This is a genomic window from Methyloparacoccus sp. NF-16 (genome assembly GCF_056880625.1).
The window spans coordinates 3209123-3229060 of sequence record NZ_CP174130.1 but is presented as its reverse complement, the minus strand read 5'-3'; the positions used below and the strand labels follow the sequence as shown (position 1 = coordinate 3229060).

The following is a 19938-nucleotide window of genomic DNA, read 5'->3' as shown; positions in this document are numbered from 1 at the left end:
AAATGTCCGTCCATCCGGCATCATGGAGCGGGCTCGGCTGCTTCGAGCAAACTTCCCAGGTCGAGATTGATGCTGCTCACCGCCCAGTCCGGCTCCTGGGTAAACGGCTTCCTGACGTAATGCGGCCCATCGTGGGCTTCGCCCTCCACCAGCACGATGGCCAGGATGAATTGCTCCTGCTGGTTGAGCCCATAGAGGATTTCATTGCGGGTGACGGTAATGGTCGTCTGACCCTTGGCGCGGCCCTTGACCTCGATATGCCGGGACGGCGGCAGCTTGCCGTTGACGGCCGGCGGCTGGCTGGTGATGTCCCAGCCGCATTTCTCGGCCGAGACATCGGTGACGCGATGGCCCATGGCGACTTCGGCGTCGGTGACCGCGCGCATGGCGATGCGTTCGATGCGGCTGCGGGCTTCCGCGTCGGCTGACCAGCCGGGTTGGCCCTGTCGCTGCAGTAACAGCCCGGCCGGGATGACCAGCGCCCCACCGATCACGACTGGCGGGGCCGAGATCACGTGACGCATGGCCTGCAGTTCCTTTTCACGGGATTCGCGCCGGGCGGTCAGGTCATCGATGGTGCGGCGGACGTTCTCCAGGGGCAGCCGCACATCCTTGCCGGCGGCGATGTCGTCCTTGAGCTTCAGGTAACGGTCCGACCAGAAGTTGATCTCCTTGACCAGCCGCTCATGAACGGCGGCGAGGGTCTTGTCGACCCTCTGTTCGCGACGCTCCCGAACCTCCTGGAAATGCTGCGGCACCAGATGTTGGACCACCTGGGCCAGTGCCAATTGCTCCAGGTTCACCCTCACCCCTGACCCCTCTCCCGCCGGGAGAGGGGAACCCAGCCATGGCGCATTCAGGATATCCGGGATCAGCGCCAGGTCGGCCGGCTCGATGGCCTGCAGGTCGAGATGGGGGGCCCAGCCGGCGTGGGTGGTCTGGCCCTCGGGATCGATCTCGATGAACTGCAATCGTCTGGAAAGGACCTTGGTGGGATCGGCGCCTTCCTTGATGGCGTGATCGACGATGAACAGCACCTTGGGCGTCAGCCCCAGGTCGGCGGGATCGACCAGCACCGCGCCCTGCTTGAGGGTGTGGCGGTATTGCTCGATGACGATATCGGTCACCGCCTGCATCAGCGGGTGGCCGGGGTGAATGAGGCTGGCCATGGGTGTGCCGACCCGGTCCAGCAGGCGGACGTAGTCCTTCTCGAAGCAGACCCGCTCATAACGCTTCAGCACCGGATCAAGGTTGCGGCGGTCACGGCCGCTGATTTGCCGGTCCCGTTCACGGATGGCGGCGGGAACATGCTTGATTTCGTAGCGGCCAGATTCGCGCAGTTTCAGATCCCCGCCCAGTTGCCGGAAGGCCTGGGTGAAGAACGCCCGGATGAAGTAGGGTTGCAGCTTGCGGGCCTCGGCCCGTTCCATGTCCTCGCGGACCTGGAACAGCCGATCCGCATCCATGACTTCCTGACACAGCGCATTGCGGCGAAGAATGTCCTGGATGTGCTGGGTGTCGAGCAGCCCCTCGATCTGCTGGAACAGTCTGGCGCGGGTGGCCGGGTCCTCGCCGTAGCGGATGGCTTCAATCAGCAGGTCGCGCAGGCTCGTTTCCTCGAAGACCTCGCCCAGGATGTCGAACACGCGTCCGCCCAGGGCCTGGCGCTCGACGTCCAGTTTCTCGAACAGCCGCTGGAAGACATCGCCCTCGCGGGTTTCGGCGGCGACGACGTTCCACAGATGGCAGACCTCGGTCTGGCCGATACGGTGGATACGGCCGAAGCGCTGTTCCAGCCGGTTGGGATTCCACGGCAGGTCATAGTTGACCATCAGATTGGCGTTCTGCAGGTTGACGCCTTCACCGGCCGCGTCGGTAGCCAGCAGCACACGGGCCGCCGGATCATTGCGGAACAGCTCCTGCACCTTGCGCCGTTCCTCACGCTTGACCCCGCCATGGATCATGATGACGGCCTCTTCGGCACCGATCAGTCCGCGAATGCGATCCGCCAGATAGTTGAGGGTGTCGCGATGCTCGGTGAAGATGATCAGCTTGCGCTGACGGCCGCTGGCATCGCGCATCTCCGGGGTGTCCTGCAGCAGACGGGAGAGTTCTTCCCATTTGCGGTCCTGGCCGGCATGCACCAGTTGCCGAGCCTGTTCCTCCAGGCTTTCGAGGATGAGGATTTCGGCGTCCAGTTCCTGGAGGGTCCGGGCGGCGGTGGCCTGGTCGACCACGGCTTCCTCGAAGGTTTCGTATTCGTCCGGGTCCAGGTTGTCGGCGGACTCCCAGATATCGTCCGGGGTGCCGTTGAAACCATACTGATCCAGGGTTTTGGCCAGTCCGTGGCCGCGTTGCCGCAGTTTTTCTTCCTCGACCCGGCGCTTGAGCTTGTGGCGGCGGCGCTTGAGTGACTGGTAGATGGCTTCCGGGCTGGAGGCCAGCCGGCGCTGCAGAGCGGTGAGCGCGAAGCCGACCGTGCCCTTGCGCTGGCCTTCGAGTTGATCGGCCCGGTTCATCTCCTCCTTCACGTAGTCGGTGACGGTGTTGTAAAGCGCGGCCTCGGGATTGGAGAGCTTGTAGTTAAGCGTGTAGGCCCTTCGTTCCGGGAACAGCGGCGTGCCATCGAACTTGAGCAGGTCTTCCTTGACCATGCGGCGCATCAGGTCGGAGATGTCGACCTTGTGGGCGCCATCGCGGAACTTGCCGTAGAAACGGTCGGAATCCAGCAGGGACAGGAAGAGCTGGAAATCTTCTTCCTTGCCGTTGTGCGGCGTGGCGGTCATCAGCAGGAAATGCCGGGTAATGGAGCCCAGCAGTTCGCCCAGCAGGAAGCGCTTGGTCTTGTTGATCTTGTTGCCGAAGTAGCTGGCGGACAGCTTGTGGGCCTCGTCGACCACGATCAGGTCCCAACGCGAGAGCCTGAGTTTCTCCTGCAGGTCCTCGCTGCGCGACAGTTGATCGAGACGGGCGACCAGCAGATCGACATCCTCGAAGGGATTGCCGCTGCGGGATTGTTCCACCTGTTCGCGCGAGAACAGCGCGAAGCGCAGGCCGAACTTCTCATCCATTTCATCCTGCCATTGTTCGACCAGACTGCCCGGGGCGACGATCAGCACCCGCCGGGCATCGGCCCGCATCAGCAATTCACGGATGAACAGGCCGGCCATGACGGTTTTGCCCGCGCCGGGATCGTCCGCCAGGACATAGCGCAAGGGCTGGCGCGGCAGCATGGACTGATAGACGGCGGTGATCTGATGCGGCAGCGGGGTCACGTTCGAGGTGTTGACCGCCATCATCGGATCGAACAGGTAAGCGAGGTTGATGCGGGTGGCTTCGACCGCAAGCTTGAAGTCCTCGCCAGGGGCATCGAAGGCCCAGGGACGGCCGGTCTCGGCCAGGGAGAGCGTGACCTCGTCGGTACGGAACAGCATGCGCTCCGATAGCCTGCCGCCGGTGGTTTTGTAGTAGACGGTCAAGGCGTTGTCACCGACCGGCTCGGTCGTGACGATGCGCACCACCTGCCCGGGCTCCAGGCCGGAGATGGCGGCATCCTTGCGGATGTCTTCGAGCTTCAAGCGGAGTACCTCGCAAGGCTGGGGTCTGAAGGGCGTCAAGTTTAACGCCCCTGCGGCCGTTTGCCGGGCACGCCGGGCGTGCCCTCCGCCAGGATTGCGGTGATATGCCGTCCCGCGTTATGCCGGGCTCAGCGGTCGGCGGGATTCAGCTCGTACTCGATCTGGGTGCCGTCGCTGGGCGGCGTGATGTGGGTGATGCGGCCGACGGCATTGTCGGCGCGTGCCTCCGCCGCATCGCCGCTGAGCGCGGGCTCGGCGGGATCGGTTGTGGCCGCCGGTGCGTCCAGGGACTCGCCCTTGGCAGCGAAACGCGGCAACGGCGGCAGTCTGAGCGTGGCGGGGTCGGGGGGCGGTTCCGGCAGCTTGCCGGCGAAGCGCTGGCCCAGGGGCGCGAACAGCTGCCGGTCGTTGAAGAGGGAGCCGTTTCTGGCCTGCTGCCGGTTTTCCGGGCGGCTGAGCCGGATCTGTTCGCGGATCATCTGCCGCTGCTCCAGCCATTGGCGCAGCTCGCGCAGGCGCTTGAGCTGGTCGTAGCTGAGGCCGGAGATGGTTTCCACGACTTCGGGCTCCTCGCCTGGTCCGCTGGGACCGAGGACGATGCGAGGTTCGGCCAGAACGGCGCCCGCCGGCAGCAGGGCGCCAAGCAGCAGGACGGCGGGTACACCGGGGATGACGGGCTTCATGCGCTTGGGCGGTGAGGGTTGGCGGCCCGGAAGCCGGGCGTCGCAGGCGGGACTATACCCGAGCCGGCGGGCCATCAGTAGGCGTTGGGATGCACGAAGCCCCGGAACAGGGTCAGGGCGATGATTTTCAGGTCCAGCCACAGCGACCAGTTCTCGATGTAGTAGAGGTCGTGCTCGATGCGTGTCGGCAGGTCGGTATCGCCGCGCCAGCCGTTGACCTGGGCCCAGCCGGTGATGCCGGCCTTCACCAGGTGCTTGCGCATGTAGTCGGGAATCTCGTCCTTGAACTGCTCGACGAACATCGGCCGCTCCGGCCGCGGTCCGACGATGGACATGTCGCCCTTGAGCACGTTGAGGAACTGCGGCAACTCGTCCAGGCTGGTGCGGCGCAGGAGGCGGCCGAAGCGGGTTGCCGGCTTCCTGGCGGAACCGCCCCAGCGGATGGCGCCGGCCTCGGCGTCGACCGGCATGGAGCGGAACTTCAGCATCATGAACGGCCGGTTGTTGAGGCCGACCCGTTCCTGCCGGTAGAACACGGGGCCGGGCGAACTCAGCTTGACCCCCAGGGCCAGGAGCAGCATCAGCGGGCTGAGCGATACCAGGATCAGCAGCGCCAGCAGCTTGTCCTCCAGGTACTTGAGCGCCCGGTTCAGGCCGGTCATCGGCGAGGCGGACAGGTCCAGCATCGGGATGCCCAGCACCTCGCTGATGCCGTGGTTGATCAGGCGGAAGGTGAACCAGTCCGGTGCGTAGCGGATGGCGGCCGAGGTGTGCCGCAGGCCATGCAGGGTCTGGCGGATGCGCGCCTCCTCGCTCATCGGGATGGCCACCCAGATCTCGTCCAGCGGCCGGGCGGCCAGCCGTTCCAGCGCCCCGGTGTCGGGTTCGGGCAGGCGCTCGGCGATGTGGTAGCCGGTCCAGCCCGCCTGCCGCAGCCGCCGGACCAGGCTGTCGGCCGTGGCGCCGGCGCCGATCAGCGCCACGTGCTTCAGGTTGTAGCCGCGCCGACGCAACAGGCGCAGGCTGAAATAGACGGCCAGCCGTTCCAGCCACAGCAGTGTGGTGCCGATCAGCAGCCACAGGCCGAACCACAGGCGCGAGAAGTCCTCCGACGCTTTGACCACGAACAGCCACAGCAGCAGCAGCCCCACCACGCTGGCCCAGCTGACGGCGACCCGCGCCATCATCATGGGCAGGGCGGCGCTGCGCCAGGAGCGGTACACCGGGCGCGACAGCAGCAGGAAAACGATGGCGGCCGCCGCCATCAGGCTGTGATAGCCGGACAGGTCGTCCGGCAGGTAGACCGGCAGGTCGAACAGCCGCCGGATGTTGAGCGCCATGAAACCCGCCAGGGCGATCAGGAGGACATCCAGCGTGCGGATGATCGCCGGCATCAGGGGAGTCGAGAGTCGCAGGTGGGAGTTCACGGCGGATCGGTCGGACAGGGCGCCGTCGCGTCTGTCGCGGTCGGCTTGGGGTGGGCGGAAGGGTACGGGAGGGGGTTCTGCCGATCCCGCGCGGCTACCGCCGGCCGCGGTTGCCGGGGCAACGGCGGCGCGGATGGCCGGTCGGGCGCTGCTCAGGCGGGCGGCTCATCGGCGCTGACCTTGAGGATCACGTTTTCCGCATCGACCACCCGCACCCGGGTGCCGGCGGGACAGTCCGCGCCTTCCACCCGCCAGGTGGAATCGTCCACCCGGATCCGGCCGCGGCCGTTGACGATGGGTTCGGCCAGGGTGAAGACGCGGCCCACGTATTGCGCGGCGCGCTGGTTGAGCAGCGGCCGGTCGGTCTGGATCGGGTTTGCGCGAAGAAACCGCCGGAAGACCAGGATGCTGAGCACCGACAGCAGCGAAAACAGCAGCACCTGATGCTCGAAAGTCATCGCCGGAAACAGCCAGACCACGGCGCCGACGACAAAGGCGCTCTCGCCCATCCAGATGAAGAACATGCCGGGCACCAGCAGTTCGACGATCAGCAGGATGGCGCCCAGCGACCACCAGTGCCAGAACACCACGTCAAAAGGCATGGCGTCAGCCCTCCTTTTTGGTGAAGGCTTCGCGGGTCAGTTCGCCGATGCCGCCCAGCGCGCCGATGACGCTGGCCGATTCCAGCGGCATCAGGATGACCTTGCTGTTATCGGCGCTGGCGAGATGCTGTATCGCTTCCACGTATTTCTGCGCGACAAAGTAATTGACCGCCTGCACATCCCCCTTGGCGATGGCCTCGGACACCATCAGCGTGGCGCGGGCCTCGGCCTGGGCCAGGCGCTCGCGGGCTTCCGCCTCGCGAAACGCGGCCTCCTTGCGGCCCTCGGCTTCCAGCACCGCCGCCTGCTTCTCGCCCTCGGCCTTGAGGATGGCCGCCTGGCGCATGCCTTCGGCCTCCAGCACCGCGGCCCGTTTGTCGCGTTCCGCCTTCATCTGCCGCGCCATCGAATCGACCAGATCCTGCGGCGGCTTGATGTCCTTGATCTCGATGCGCGTCACCTTGACGCCCCAGGGCGTGGTGGCGTCGTCCACCACCGCCAGCAGCCGGGCGTTGATCTCGTCGCGCTTGGACAGCAGCTCGTCCAGGTCCATGGAACCCATCACGGTACGGATGTTGGTCATGGTCAGCTGCAACACGGTGTATTCCAGGTTGCTGACCTCATAGGCCGCGCGCGCCGCGTCGATGACCTGGTAGAACACCACGCCGTCGGCCCGCACCATGGCGTTGTCCTTGGTGATGACCTCCTGCGAGGGTACGTCCAGCACCTGTTCCATCATGTTCATCCGGGCGCCGATCTGATCGATGATCGGCATGATCACGTTCAGGCCCGGGGTCAGGGTCATGGTGTACTTGCCGAAGCGCTGCACGGTGTAGGCCATGCCCTGCGGCACGAACTTGACGCTGAGCACCACCAGCACGATGGAGAGCACCAGCAGCAAGAAGACGAACGAACCGAACGCCGACATGAGACACCTCCCGCAGGCCGTGGTGAAAGGCCGGGAGGCGATCGCCTCCCGGGGCGGTCATGATAGCGAAGATGGCGGCCCGGCGGGCTCGCCCCGCGACGCTAGTCCGGCCGGTTGCCGGCCTGCCGCTGCACCGCGGTGAGGATGCCGCGCAGCAGGTGCAGCTCCTTCTCGTCCGGCCGCGCGCGGTTGAACAGTCGCCGCAGCCGCCGCAGGATCGAGGTTTCGTGCTTGCTGGCGTGGAGGAAGCGGATGTCGCGCAGGGTGTTCTCCAGATGGCCGAAAAAGGACGCCATCTGCTCGCCCGTGGCCGGCGCGGCGGTATCGCCATCGCCTGACGGGCCGGGCCGCGCCTGGCGGGCGGCCATGAACAGCTCGTAGGCCACGACCTGGATTGCCGCGGCCACGTTGAGCGAGCTGTAGTCGGGGTTGCAGGGAATGTGCAGCAGGAAGTGGCAGCGCTCCAGTTCCTCGTTGGTCAGGCCGGAATGCTCGCGGCCGAACAGGATCGCCGTCCTGGCCTCGGTGCCGAGCACCCGGGCGGCGCATTCGCGGGGGTCGAGCTGCGGCCAGGCGATGCTGCGCAGGCGGGCACTGGCGCCGACGACCAGTTCGCGATCGGCGATGGCCGCGTCCAAGGTCGGGAACACCTCTGCGCCCGCCAGCACATCGTCGGCGCCGGAGGCCCGCGCGGTCGCCTCGCCGCTGGGGAAGTCCAGGGGCGCCACCAGCGCCAGGTCGGCGAGGCCCATGTTCTTCATCGCCCGGGCCGCCGCACCGATGTTGCCGGGATGCGTGGTGTTGACCATCACGATCCGCACCTGTGCGAGGGAGCTCATGCGGGCGGGGTCCATGGTTGCGAGGGGCGCAAAATATAGCAGAAGTCTGCTACCCTTGACGGCTGCCGGTCATTGGCCGCCAGGCCGGAGCCGCGGCCTTTCCCGGCCCCTCCCCCTTACTTCACCCTACCGAGCGCACGACCCGAGACATGGATCCCATGCTGAACATCGCGGTCCGGGCAGCCCGGGCGGCGGGCGACATCATCGTCCGCGCCATGGACCGCGTGGACCTGCTGAACATTTCCCTGAAGAGCCGCAACGACTTCGTCAGCGACGTCGATCGCCAGGCCGAACACGAGATCGTCGGCATCCTGCGCAAGGCTTACCCTGGCCACGCGGTGCTCGGCGAGGAGCACGGCGAGCAGGGCCCCGCCGGCAGCGATCATGTCTGGGTCATCGATCCGCTCGACGGCACCACCAATTTTCTCCACGGCTTTCCGCAGTTCTCCGTCTCCATCGGCCAGTTCTACCGCGGCCGGATCGAGCGCGGCGTGGTCTACGACCCGCTCCGGCAGGAGCTGTTCGTGGCCCAGCGTGGCGCCGGCGCCACGCTCAACAACCGGCGCATCCGCGTCACCCGGCAGAAGGGCCTGCACGGCGCGCTGCTGGGCACCGGCATCCCGTTCAAGGACCAGAGCTACATCGATCCCTATCTCGCCATGCTCAAGAGCCTGCTCAGGGATGCCGCCGGCATCCGCCGGGCCGGCTCCGCCGCGCTGGACCTGGCCTACGTCGCCTGCGGGCGTTTCGACGGCTTCTGGGAAATCGGTCTCCAGCGCTGGGACATGGCCGCCGGCGTGCTGCTGGTGCTGGAGGCCGGCGGGCTGGTCAGCGACCTGGAGGGCGGCGACAAGTATTTCGACACCGGCAGCATCGTCTGCGCCAATCCCAAGCTGCACGCGCCGATGCTGGAGCTGATCGCTCCGCACCTGACCGATCCGCTGCGCGGCCGGCCGACCGTCTGAGGCTTCAGGCCGGCCGCGCCGGCCCGGCCGGGGCCTCGCCGGTGAGCCAGGTCACGCGCCAGCCGCCCTCTGCCCGGTGCGACAGGGTCTCCCACAGCCAGGGCAGGGTCTGTTCCAGGGTGCTGTCGAGCCGCCAGGGCGGATTGATCAGGATCAGGCCGCTGCCATTGAGCCGGAACGCCTCGTCGGCCAGCACCCGCAGCTCTACCGCCAGCATCCGCGGGATGCCCAGGCGTTGCAGGCGGCGCCGGAAATCGTCCGCCATGGCCTGGTCCTGGATCGGGTACCAGAGGGCGTAGATGCCGGTGGGCCAGCGTGCGTGGGCCTCGGCGAGCGCCTTGAGGACACGCTGCCGCTCGTCCCTGCGCTCGTAGGCGGGGTCGATGTGCACCAGGCCGCGCCGCTCGCGGGGCGGCAGCCAGGCCCGCAATGCCTGGTAGCCGTCGCCGCTCTCGATCCGGACCTGCCGGTCTCCCTCGAACTCGCGGGCGATGATGCGGGCCTCGCTGGTGTGCAATTCGCAAAGCGCCATGCGGTCCTGATGCCTGAGAAAGGGCCGGACGATGCGGGGCGAGCCGGGGTACCAGAGCAGCTCGCGGCCGGGGTTGGTGGTGCGCACGGCCCACAGGTAGGGTTCCAGGGCCTCGGGAACGTTACCCGATCGCCACAGGCGCTGGATGCCGGTCTCGTGCTCGCGGTGCTGGCTGGCCCAGTCCGAGTCCAGCCGGTAGCGGCCGGCGCCGGCATGGGTGTCGATGAAGACGAAGGGCTTGTCCTTGTGCAGCAGGGCGCGGACGATCAGGCTCAGCACCCAGTGCTTGAGGACATCGGCATGGTTGCCGGCATGGAAGGCGTGACGGTAGCTCAGCATGAGGGTGGCAGGTAAAACGATGGCAGTATAGCAATGGCTTCCCGGCATCCCCTGGCCCCGGCCGGTCCGATCGTGTCGCCGCCGCTCGGGCTCTACATCCACATCCCCTGGTGCGTCCGCAAGTGCCCGTATTGCGACTTCAACTCGCACCGGGCCGAATCGGAACTGCCCGAGCGCGCCTACGTCGATGCCCTGCTGCGCGATCTGGAAACGGAGGCGGCCGCCATCGGCGAGCGGACCGTCGAGACCGTGTTCATCGGCGGCGGCACTCCGAGCCTGTTCAGCGCGGCGGGTATCGCGGATCTGCTGGCGGGCGTCAGGCGCCGGGTAGCCCTGGCGCCATCGGCCGAGGTGACGCTGGAGGCCAATCCCGGCACGGCCGAAAGCGACCGCTTCCGGGGATTTCGCCAGGCCGGCGTCAACCGGCTGTCGCTGGGCATCCAGAGCTTCGATGCCGCGCAGCTGCGGCGGCTCGGGCGCATCCACGGGCGCGAGGAGGCCCTGGCGGCGGTCGAGATGGCGCGGGCGGCGGGCTTTGCCGCGCTCAACCTGGATCTCATGTTCGGCCTGCCGGAGCAAGGCGAGGCGGAGGCGCTGGCCGACCTCCGTACCGCCATCGGGCTGGGACCGACGCACCTGTCCTTCTACCAGCTCACCCTGGAGCCCAATACCCTCTTCCACAAGTATCCGCCGCGCCTGCCCGAGGAGGAGGCCCTCTGGTCCCTGCAGCAGGCCTGCCAGGCGCTGCTGGCGCAGGCCGGTTTCCAGCAGTACGAGGTCTCCGCCTACGCCCGCGATGGCGCCTGTTGCCGGCACAACCTCAACTACTGGCGGTTCGGCGACTATCTCGGCATCGGCGCCGGCGCCCATGGCAAAATAACCGACATGCGCACCGGCGACGTCACCCGCACCACCCGAATCAGGCACCCGCTGCACTATCTGGCGGCCGCGGGCGATCCGGCCCGGCAGGGCACGCGCCAGCGGGTCGCGCCCGACCAGCTGCCGTTCGAATTCCTGATGAACGCCCTGCGCCTGCGCGAGGGGTTTGCCGAGCCGCTGTTCGCCGCGCGCACGGGGCTGCCGCTTGGCCGGCTGGAGCCACAGCTGACCGCCTGCCTCGACGAGGGCCTGCTGGAGCACCAGGCCGGCAGGATTCGCTGCACGGCCACCGGCTTCAACTTCCTCGACAACGTCCTGCAGCGGTTCCTGCCCTGATGACCTGGCTGCGCCGCCATCCCGCCGGAGCCGCCACACCCGTGGCGTCCCCGCCAGCCGCCGTCGTCCGCCCCGATCTCGACGAGCTGATCGCCCTGAGCCATCCGGCCTCCGGGATCGCCCTGGCCCGCCCGACCGCCCGGGCGCTGCAAAGCGGCCAGTACCTGTCCCGCTTCAAGGGCCGGGGCATGGAGTTCGACGAAGCACGCCTGTACATGCCCGGCGACGATGTGCGCAATCTCGACTGGCGCGTCACCGCCCGGACCGGCCGGGCGCACACCAAGCTGTTCCGCGAGGAGCGCGAGCGCCCTGTGTTCCTCAGCGTCGATTACCGGGCCAGCATGTTCTTCGCCACCCGCGGCATGTACAAGTCGGCGATGGCCGCCCGGCTGGCCGCCCTGGTCGCCTGGAGCGCCCGTCGGCACGACGACCGCATCGGTGGCCAGGTGTTTTCGGAGGCCGGCAGCATCGAGCTGCGGCCTGAGCACGGCCAGGCGGCCGTGCTCAGGCTGCTCAAGGTGCTGGTGGACCGGGCCCAGGCCGGCGCCGCCGCTACCGATGGTGACCCGGTCCGAGCCCTGGAGGATGCCCTGCTGCATCTGCCCCGCCACGCCCGGCCCGGCAGCCTGGTGTTCATCTTCAGCGATTTTCGCGGGCTCAATGCCGCTGGCGAGGCGGCGCTGAGTCGCCTGTCCCGGCATTGCGACGGCGTGCTGGTGATGATTCACGATCCCCTGGAGCGGCACCTGCCGCCCGGCCGCCGCCGCTACGGCGACGGAACCCGGGAATGGGTGATCGATGCCGACCGGGCCGCCATCGCCGAGTGGGAGCGGCGCTTCCTGACGCGTCAGGCGCAGGTCCGCACGCTGGCACGCCGCCACGGCCTGCGCTTCGTCGACTGCGGAACGACCGAATCGCCCCTGGCGGTGCTTCAGCGCGGCGCTCACCGCACCCTGCGCCATGCCTGAGCCGGCGAACATCGAGCAGCTGCCGCTGCGCGACATTCATCTGCCCGAGCCGATCGGCTGGTGGCCGCCGGCCCCCGGCTGGTGGGGGCTTGCGGTTCTGGTGCTGGCCTTGATGGCGGGGCTGGCGCTGTGGTGGCGGCGCCGTCGCCGCCGGCCCGGCCCGGTGCAGATCGCCCTCGCCGACATCGCCCGGCTGGAGGCCGACGCCACCCTGTCGCCGGCGCAGAAGGCCCAGGCGCTGTCCATCCTCATGCGCCGCGTGGCCCTGAGCCTCTATCCCCGCGAGACGGTGGCGGGGCTGTCCGGCGAGGACTGGTTGCGATGGCTGGACGAGGTCGGGCCGCGGCCGCTCTTCAGCGAGGGTCACGGGCGCGGTCTGGTCAGCATGCCGTATGCCCCCGACCCGGCAGGACAGCTGGAGGCGCTGCTGGCGCATTGCCGCACCTGGCTGACGGCCCTGGCGGAGAGGCCTGGCCGCACCCCGTCGTAATGTCTGCCGCATTCCGGATCGTTGCCGATCATCGCCGGGACGCCGGCCGGCAGCCGCAGGTCTCGCTGGTCGTGCCGGTCTTCAATGTCGAACCCTACCTGGCCGAATGCCTGGCATCGATCGCCGACAATGCCGGTGCGATCGATCTCGAGCTGATCGTCATCGACGACGGCTCCACCGATGGCTCGCTGGCGCTGGCGCATGCCTTCCTGCAGGCCGAACGCCGCCTCCCGGCCGTCCTGATCCAGCAGGCCAACCAGGGGCTGTCCGCGGTGCGGAACCTGGGCGCCACGCTGGCCAGCGGACGTTACCTCGGCTTTCTGGACAGCGACGACCGCCTTGCTGCCGGTGCCCTGGGCAGTCTGCTGCGGCTGGCGGAGGCCAGCGGCAGCGACGTGGTCCTGGGCCGGACGCTGGTGTTCGACTCGGCGAGCCAGGCCATCCGCCCGTTCTACGACGCGGCCATCTGGCAGGGCCTGCTGTCCGGCCGGGCCACGCGCGTCACCGATGCCCGGCAAAGCCCCCGACTGCTGTCGCTGGAGCCCAACGTCAATTACCGGCTGATTCGGCGGGCGTTCTACCATGAGCAGGCCCTGGAGTTTCCGCGCGGGCTGTATTTCGAGGATCCGCCCGTTCACTTCGGCATGCTGCTGGGGGCGCGCCGGATCGCCCTGGCCGACCGGGTCTATTACCACTATCGCGTCAACCGGGAGGGCAAGATCACCGAGGCGCGCAGCCTGAGGCGCTTCGACGCCCTGCGCGTGGCGGCGCTGGCGCTCGATGCGCTCCGGGCACGTTCCGTGGCGCCCCCGCAGGGTGGCGCCGCCCTGCGGGTCCTGTTGCGCATGGCCTGGGGCTGCGGGGTGAGAACGCCGCCGGCCGCCCGCCGGGCGTTCTTCGCCGAGGCCTGCGGGCTGTTCCGCTCATCCGTGCCCGGGTCCTGGCTGGCGGCCTATCGGCGACAGCAGGGCTGGGATCCCAAGCATCTGCTGCTGGCCGGGCTGTTCGCGTCCGGTTCCGTGAACCTGCTGACCCGGCTGGCGCAGCTGGCGGATGGCAATCGCCCGGGCTCTCTGCGCGGCGTCGTGCGGCGGATCGCCGGGGGATGACCGGGAAAGCTGCGATAATGCCGGCTGCGTCGCGCTGAGCCCCGTTGCGGCGCTTCCGGTATCGACTTCGAGGGAGGTGAGTGTGAATCTGGGTGTCGTGGGCGCCGGCTTTTCGGGTGCCGTCATTGCCAATCAGCTGGCCGAGCAGGGGCATCAGGTCACCGTCATGGATGCTCGCCCGCATGTGGCGGGCAACTGCCACAGCGAGCGCGACACCGAGTCGGGCGTGATGGTGCATGTCTACGGGCCGCACATCTTCCACACCGACAACGAGCGGGTCTGGCAGTTCATCAACCGCTTCGCCACCTTCGAGCCCTATGTCAACCGGGTCAAGGCCACCACCGGAGGTCGGGTCTTCTCGCTGCCGATCAACCTGCTCACCATCAACCAGTTCTTCGGCAAGACCTTCAACCCGGCGCAGGCCGCGGCTTTCATCGCCGCCGCCGGCGACAGCCGCATCCACGATCCGCAGACCTTCGAGGAGCAGGCCCTGCGCTTCGTCGGCCGGGAGCTGTACGAGGCCTTCTTCAGGACCTACACCGTCAAGCAATGGGGCGTTGCCCCCGCGGACTTGCCGGCCAGCATCCTCAAGCGCCTGCCGGTGCGCTTCAATTACGACGACAACTATTTCGCCCATCGCTACCAGGGCATGCCGCGGGACGGCTATACCGCCATCGTCCGGCAGTGGCTGGCGCATCCGAATATCCGCGTCCAGCTGGACCGCAGCTTCCGGCGCGCCGAGGCCGGCTCGTTCGATCATGTGTTCTACAGCGGCCCCATCGACGCCTGGTTCGACCACGCCGAGGGCCGGCTGGGATACCGGACGCTGGACTTCGAGCCGATTCGGGCGGAGGGGGATTTCCAGGGGTGCGCGGTCATGAATTATTGCGATGACAGCGTGCCCTGGACCCGCATCAGCGAGCACAAGCATTTCGCCCCCTGGGAGCAGCATGAGAAGACGCTGTGCTTCCGGGAATACAGCCGCGCCTGCGGGGCTGACGACATTCCCTACTACCCGATCCGGCTGGTGGCGGAAAAGGCCCTGCTGGCGCGCTATGTCGACCGGGCCAGGGCGGAGACCGGCGTGACCTTCGTCGGTCGCCTGGGCACCTATCGCTACCTCGACATGGATGTGACCATCGGCGAAGCCCTGGAGACCGTGGACTGTTTCCGGGAGGCCTGCCTTGCCGGCCAGCCCATGCCGGCCTTCGTGAAGGACCCGCTGGGCGCATGACCGCCGCCATGCCCGCGCCGGGCCGGCCGGATGGCTGGCGGGTGGCGGCCGTCATCGTGACCTATCAGCGGCCGGAGGAACTGCGGCTGGTCGTCGACGCCCTTGAGGCGCAGACACGGCGGCCGGATCATCTGATCGTCTTCGACAATGGCGGGACGATCCGGGCGGACCGCAGCCTCGAGGGCAGCGAACTGCCGATGGAGATCATCCTCAACCCGTCCAACGTCGGCGGCGCGGGCGGTTTCTCGCGCGGGCTGGAGCGGGCCCTGGCCTGGCAGGCGGACTGGATCTGGCTGCTGGACGACGATGCGATTCCGCGGCCCGACGCGCTGGCGAACCTGATCGGGGCGTTGCCCGGGCTGCCCGACCGAACCGGTGGCGTCGGTGTCGCGGTGCGCGAATACGGCCGCTGGGCGGTTCGTCACCGCCGGCGGTTCTGCTCCTGGGCCGGCTGGGAGTGGCCCCTGGCGCGGGCGCGGTATCGGCAGGCACGGGCGGAAATCGATACCGCCTCCTTCGTCGGCTTCCTGGTTGCGGCCGAGGCAGCGCGGGCGGTTGCGCTGCCGGATGCCGATCTGTTCATGGCCTTCGATGACACCGACTATTCGCTCCGGCTGCGCCGGGCCGGGTGGCGGCTGTGGCTGATTCCCGGCGCCGTCGTCGACCATTTGCGCAGCCCCGAATCCCGCCTGCACAGCTCCAGGCTGGGCAGCAAGCACTACTACAACATCCGCAACCGCCTGCTCGTCCGGCGCCGGTACGCGCGATGCGTGGCGCTGGTCGCCATCGATGGCGTGTTGTACGGCCTGCTGATGTGGCTGGTGACGGGAGGCTGGCGCAGTCTCGCGTCGACCCGCCTGCTGGTGCGGGCGCTCCGCGATGGCCTGTCGGGCCGGGCGGGCAGGCTCGCGTGACGGCATGAGCGACGGGGCGGTTTTTGCCCGGCCGCGCGGCGCCGCGATCATCCGTACCCAGGCCCGGCGGCTGGACGGGCTTGCCGAGGCGCTGGATTCGGTGGCGCGGCAAGCGCTGCCGGTGACGGCTTTCGTGGTGGTGCACGGCAGCGTGGTGGAGCTTGAGAGCGCCAGGGAGCGGGTCCGTGGCTGCCATCCCGATATCCGCTTCCTCCAGGCGCCCGATACCGGGCGGCATCGGGGCTATCCGCTGAATCAGGCGCTCAGGGCTGTCCATGCGAGCGATGTGCCCTTCGATTTCCTGTTCTTTCTCGACGACGACGATATCGTCTACCCGGCATTCGCGGCGACGCTCTGGGATGCCCTGTGCCGCGGGTCCGCGGATGTGGCCTATGCCGCCAGCAATCGCCGGGTGCCGGGCCAGGATGCCGGGCCAGCCTATGCGCCCCTGCCCGTCAGCTGCCTGCTGTTTGAAAACTTCATCCCCATCAATGCCTACGCCGTGCGGATGGACGCCGTCCGCGTCCTGCGGCCCTGCTTCGACGAAACGCTGGAGGTGCTGGAGGACTGGAATTTCCTGCATCGCCTGCTGGCGCTGGGCCTGCGCTTCGAGCCGGTCTTCGAGACATTGTCGGAATTCCGCCTGACCGGTGATGGCAATACGCCGGACAAGCGCGACCAGGCCATGTGGGATCGGTCCTGGGATGGGGTGCAGGCTTTCCTGAAGCGTTTCTGGCGGGACGCCGATCCCGGGCGCTACCTGGCCTGCATGGCCGCGTTTGATTACCGTCGCCGGGGGACCTTGAGCGCCGCCGAGACGCGCATGGTGCGGGAAACGGAGGCCTTGCTGTCCCGGCGCCTGCGCGAGGTCGCATCCTGATCCGCCGGGTTTTGGCAACAACTGCGCCCGGCGGGCTGCCGCCGCAATATGACATTACCATTACAATGTCCCGGCCGTCCCGCATCCGGAACACCCCTTCGCGCACATGTCCGATGACCTGACCCGTCCTGGCGCTCCTCCCGGCGCCGAGCTTGCCAGCTGCCGGCGCCGGTGTGCGGACCTGGAGGCCCAGCTGCACCAGGCTCGCCGCGAGCGGGAAAACCTCCGCCGGGACTTGCAGGCCCGGCTGTTGCAGGTCAGGCTGGCATCGGAGCACCGACTGGCGGCGGCAAGCGCCGCGGCAGAGCGGGCGATGGCCGACAGGGAGGCCGAGCACCGGCAGGCACTCCTGGCCTGCGAACAGGAGCGGGATGCCTGTCTGTTGGCCTGCGAGCAAGAGCGGGATGCCTGCTTGCAGGCGCATGAAATCCTGCGGGTGACGGCTGAGGAACGGCAGGCTCAGGTGCAGGCCTTGACGGATAGGCTGGCCGCCCTCGAGACGACCTGCGCCGAGCAAGCCCGGGAACATGCCCGGCAGGTGGCGGCGGCCCTGGCCACGCGGCGGGAGCTGGAGGAACGCCTGGCCGAGCAGGAGCGGCATCGCAGGGAACGCGAGCAGGAGCTTCGCGGCGTCTATGCTTCGCTCAGCTGGCGGCTGACGGCTCCGCTGCGGGGCATGAAGCGGATCGTCCTGCGGCGGCGGCATCCCGCCGCATGAGCGCACCGGCCGCAACCGCCTGGCGCGGCGGCACCTGGCCGGTGCCGGGCATGTCCTCGCCGTCCTCCCTGAACGGCGCGCTGGCGCGACTGTTCGACGCCGACTGGTATTGCCGGCAATACCCCGACGTCGCCTCTTCCGGGAGCGATCCGCTGCGGCATTATCTCGAGCATGGCGCCTGGGAGATGGCGAACCCCAATCCCCTGTTCGACAGCGCCTGGTATCTGCGCACCGTTCCGGAAGCGGCCCGGGCGGGACTCAATCCCCTGGTGCATTATGTCCAGGCGGGGGCGGCGGAGCACCGCGATCCGCACCCGCTGTTCGATACCCGGACCTATCTGGATGTCGCCGGACGCTTGCCGAACCATGTCACGCCCCTGGAGCTGTTCCTGTCGACGGGGCGGGATTTTTGCGCAGGCGCCTATCGCAGTCTCGACATGCTGGAGACGGTACAGCAGCACTTTCTCCGGCAGGTGCGGGTGGAGCTGATTGCCGACCGGCGTGCCGGTCCGGCCGGCTGGGCTGTCTTTCTGCAATGCGGCCGGTCCTCCCTCCATCGCCGCTGGCTGTCGCCGGGGGGGCGCAGACCCTGGCATGTGATAGCGAATTTTTACGACGACACCTACAATCAGGCGGATTGGGCGGACGTGGTGCTGGCGCAGAGTCTGGGGACGAAGTTTTCGGCGATCCACCGTCTGCTCGAGGACCGGCCGGGATTCCTGGAGCAGTACGACTACATCCTTTACCTGGATGATGACGTCCTGATCACGGAGGAGGCCATCACCCGCCTGTTCCGGCTGGCGGAGACATTGCAGCTGCAACTGGCGCAGCCCGCGTTGACGCAGGACTCGGTCAGTGCGTGGGAGGTGCTGAAGCAGCGATCGGGTTCCCTGGGACGCTACTTGAATGCCGTTGAAATCATGATGCCCCTGATCAAGCGCGAGGCGCTCCTGGCTTGCGCCTTCCTGTTCCCCCGCAGCATCAGCGGCTGGGGTCTGGATTTCGCACTCGGCGGACTGGTGCGGCGGCTGTTCGGACCCCGGCGGATCGCGGTCGTCGATGCGTTAACGGCCGCGCACCGGAAGCCGGTCGACACCTGCCAGGGTGCCTATTACCGCATGCTCAAGAACCATGGGCTGAGTGCCTTGGTCGAGGAGCGGGCAAACGGGCTCCGCTATGGGTTTCATGGACCTATTGCAGAGATAAGCGATTGATCGGGCCTGCGCCGCTCTGAGTAACAAGCGGTTCAGCGTTGGTCGATAAGTTCGATTGATCAGGTTAAACATGCACCTTGAATACAAAGCTGAATTTGATTCCCGAGCGCAGAGTCGGGACGTACCACCAGATGTGTCGCTGATTGTTCCCGCCTATAATGTTGCTCATTATGTTGAGGAGTGTTTGACCTCCGCCTTTGCTGCGCTGCACGGCATCTTGGCGGAGGTGATCATTGTCAATGATGGGTCAACCGATGGCACGCATGATGTCATCATGTCTGTTCTGGCCCGGAACTGGCCTTGCGAACTGCTGTATATCAAACAGAAAAATGCCGGGGTGTCGGCGGCTCGCAACCTCGGGCTGAATCTTGCCAAAGGCGAGTATATTGGTTTTCTGGATAGCGATGATCTGCTAATGGCGGGGGTCGTCAAGGATGCAGTGGATTTTGCTCGGCATAATGCCTGCGATGTGGTTATGGGGCGGACCCTGGTGTTTGATTCCAAGACACATGATGTTTATCCGTTTTACGACGACTGGGCGTGGGACCGACTGCTTGGCGGCAGTGTCAGCAAGGTGGTTTCCAGACATGGAAATCCCGACCTGTTCTATTTGGAGCCAAATCCAAACTATCGGCTCATCAGCCGCAAGCTGTTCGAGAGCGGGCGGTTGAGGTTTCCCGAGGGACGATTCTTCGAGGATCCGCCGGTTCATTACGAAATGCTGGCAAGTTCCACCCGTGTGGGCCTGATGGACATCCCCTATTACTGGTATCGGGTGGCGCGTCCGGGCAAGACCACAGCCGACCGCAGCCGAAAGCGGTTTGATATCCTTGCCGTTGCGGCCGAAACTATCGAGAAGCTTGCCTCTGCCGAGCTGACGGATCGGGAGGGCGCGGCGGTACTCTACGGACTCATCCGCATTGCCTGGTGGTGCGGCACCATGCTGCCATCGGATCTCCGCCATGAGTTCTATGGAAAGGCCTGCGAAATTTTCTCCAGCATGCCACCCAGTGCTTGGGTCGCGGCTTATCCTGGACAAAAACTTCCCGAAGATATCTATTACCTGATTGGCAGCGCACTGCTTTCCGGTGACAGGTCGAGATTGATTGGTCTGGCTGCGGGCAGAAAGGACCCCGTGCGCTCGGCTTATCTGCTGTTGAGGGCAGGGAGGCTTGATCTGCTTATGGCTCGTGCCAAACGAATTCTTGTCAACTTTATTGATCGTCGACAATTATCGGGATTTATCTCATGGGGGCGATAAATAATTATATTCAGCGCGTTCTGTCTGGGCTGTCATCCAGAA

The 19938-nt window shown here is 67.1% G+C and carries 18 protein-coding genes; 11 read left to right on the top strand and 7 right to left on the bottom strand.

Translation table 11 applies throughout. The annotated features are described in order from the left end of the window. Positions 1 to 20 precede the first annotated feature (20 nt). The 6 genes from ACH5N8_RS15295 to ACH5N8_RS15270 form a co-directional block, all read right to left on the bottom strand. Positions 21 to 3578, bottom strand: a complete 3558-nt coding sequence (locus tag ACH5N8_RS15295; protein WP_483281958.1) for a helicase-related protein — start codon at positions 3576 to 3578, stop codon at positions 21 to 23. A 128-nt stretch (positions 3579 to 3706) separates the two neighbouring features. Continuing rightward, on the bottom strand, positions 3707 to 4261 hold the full coding sequence (locus ACH5N8_RS15290; protein WP_483281957.1) for a hypothetical protein: 555 nt from the start codon (positions 4259 to 4261) through the stop codon (positions 3707 to 3709). Between the two features lie 74 nt (positions 4262 to 4335). Then, entirely contained in the window at positions 4336 to 5688 is a 1353-nt protein-coding gene (locus ACH5N8_RS15285) for an undecaprenyl-phosphate glucose phosphotransferase (RefSeq protein WP_483281956.1), read from the bottom strand. A gap of 152 nt (positions 5689 to 5840) precedes the next feature. After that, positions 5841 to 6290, bottom strand: coding sequence for an NfeD family protein (locus ACH5N8_RS15280; RefSeq protein WP_483281955.1), 450 nt, complete (start codon positions 6288 to 6290; stop codon positions 5841 to 5843). 4 nt (positions 6291 to 6294) lie between these two features. Next, positions 6295 to 7218, bottom strand: coding sequence for an SPFH domain-containing protein (locus ACH5N8_RS15275; RefSeq protein WP_483281954.1), 924 nt, complete (start codon positions 7216 to 7218; stop codon positions 6295 to 6297). Positions 7219 to 7319: 101 nt separating this feature from the next. Then, the gene (locus ACH5N8_RS15270; protein WP_460028470.1) at positions 7320 to 8057 is read right to left on the bottom strand and encodes an RNA methyltransferase; all 738 of its coding nucleotides are present in this window, start codon (positions 8055 to 8057) and stop codon (positions 7320 to 7322) included. Positions 8058 to 8206: 149 nt separating this feature from the next. Here ACH5N8_RS15270 and ACH5N8_RS15265 point away from each other — a divergent pair, with 149 nt between their 5' ends. After that, positions 8207 to 9022: an inositol monophosphatase family protein gene (locus ACH5N8_RS15265; RefSeq protein WP_483281953.1), complete on the top strand. Its 816-nt coding sequence runs from the start codon at positions 8207 to 8209 to the stop codon at positions 9020 to 9022. Between the two features lie 4 nt (positions 9023 to 9026). On the opposite strand, the gene ACH5N8_RS15260 is transcribed toward ACH5N8_RS15265, so the two are convergent. Beyond that, the gene (locus ACH5N8_RS15260) at positions 9027 to 9893 is read right to left on the bottom strand and encodes a 23S rRNA (adenine(2030)-N(6))-methyltransferase RlmJ (RefSeq protein ID WP_483281952.1); all 867 of its coding nucleotides are present in this window, start codon (positions 9891 to 9893) and stop codon (positions 9027 to 9029) included. Between the two features lie 33 nt (positions 9894 to 9926). Here ACH5N8_RS15260 and hemW point away from each other — a divergent pair, with 33 nt between their 5' ends. The 10 genes from hemW (at position 9927) to ACH5N8_RS15210 (ending at position 19896) form a co-directional block, all read left to right on the top strand. Then, positions 9927 to 11108 (top strand): radical SAM family heme chaperone HemW, encoded by a 1182-nt coding sequence (gene hemW / locus ACH5N8_RS15255; RefSeq protein WP_483281951.1) that lies wholly within the window; start codon positions 9927 to 9929, stop codon positions 11106 to 11108. Beyond that, complete coding sequence (locus ACH5N8_RS15250; RefSeq protein ID WP_483281950.1) at positions 11108 to 12076, top strand: DUF58 domain-containing protein; 969 nt, start codon at positions 11108 to 11110, stop codon at positions 12074 to 12076. The genes hemW and ACH5N8_RS15250 overlap by 1 nt, the downstream gene beginning before the upstream one ends. Beyond that, the gene (locus ACH5N8_RS15245; protein WP_483281949.1) at positions 12069 to 12566 is read left to right on the top strand and encodes a DUF4381 domain-containing protein; all 498 of its coding nucleotides are present in this window, start codon (positions 12069 to 12071) and stop codon (positions 12564 to 12566) included. Before ACH5N8_RS15250 ends, ACH5N8_RS15245 begins: the two co-directional genes overlap by 8 nt. Beyond that, the gene (locus ACH5N8_RS15240) at positions 12566 to 13675 is read left to right on the top strand and encodes a glycosyltransferase family 2 protein (protein ID WP_483281948.1); all 1110 of its coding nucleotides are present in this window, start codon (positions 12566 to 12568) and stop codon (positions 13673 to 13675) included. Before ACH5N8_RS15245 ends, ACH5N8_RS15240 begins: the two co-directional genes overlap by 1 nt. Before the next feature lie 76 nt (positions 13676 to 13751). Next, complete coding sequence (locus ACH5N8_RS15235) at positions 13752 to 14909, top strand: UDP-galactopyranose/dTDP-fucopyranose mutase family protein (RefSeq protein WP_483281947.1); 1158 nt, start codon at positions 13752 to 13754, stop codon at positions 14907 to 14909. Continuing rightward, positions 14906 to 15823 (top strand): glycosyltransferase, encoded by a 918-nt coding sequence (locus ACH5N8_RS15230; RefSeq protein WP_483281946.1) that lies wholly within the window; start codon positions 14906 to 14908, stop codon positions 15821 to 15823. Before ACH5N8_RS15235 ends, ACH5N8_RS15230 begins: the two co-directional genes overlap by 4 nt. A gap of 4 nt (positions 15824 to 15827) precedes the next feature. Continuing rightward, entirely contained in the window at positions 15828 to 16703 is an 876-nt protein-coding gene (locus tag ACH5N8_RS15225; protein ID WP_483281945.1) for a glycosyltransferase family protein, read from the top strand. Between the two features lie 106 nt (positions 16704 to 16809). Then, complete coding sequence (locus tag ACH5N8_RS15220; protein ID WP_483281944.1) at positions 16810 to 17421, top strand: hypothetical protein; 612 nt, start codon at positions 16810 to 16812, stop codon at positions 17419 to 17421. Then, positions 17418 to 18635, top strand: coding sequence for a hypothetical protein (locus tag ACH5N8_RS15215; RefSeq protein WP_483281943.1), 1218 nt, complete (start codon positions 17418 to 17420; stop codon positions 18633 to 18635). Before ACH5N8_RS15220 ends, ACH5N8_RS15215 begins: the two co-directional genes overlap by 4 nt. 70 nt (positions 18636 to 18705) lie before the next feature. Further along, entirely contained in the window at positions 18706 to 19896 is a 1191-nt protein-coding gene (locus ACH5N8_RS15210; protein ID WP_483281942.1) for a glycosyltransferase family 2 protein, read from the top strand. The last annotated feature ends 42 nt before the right edge of the window (positions 19897 to 19938 follow it).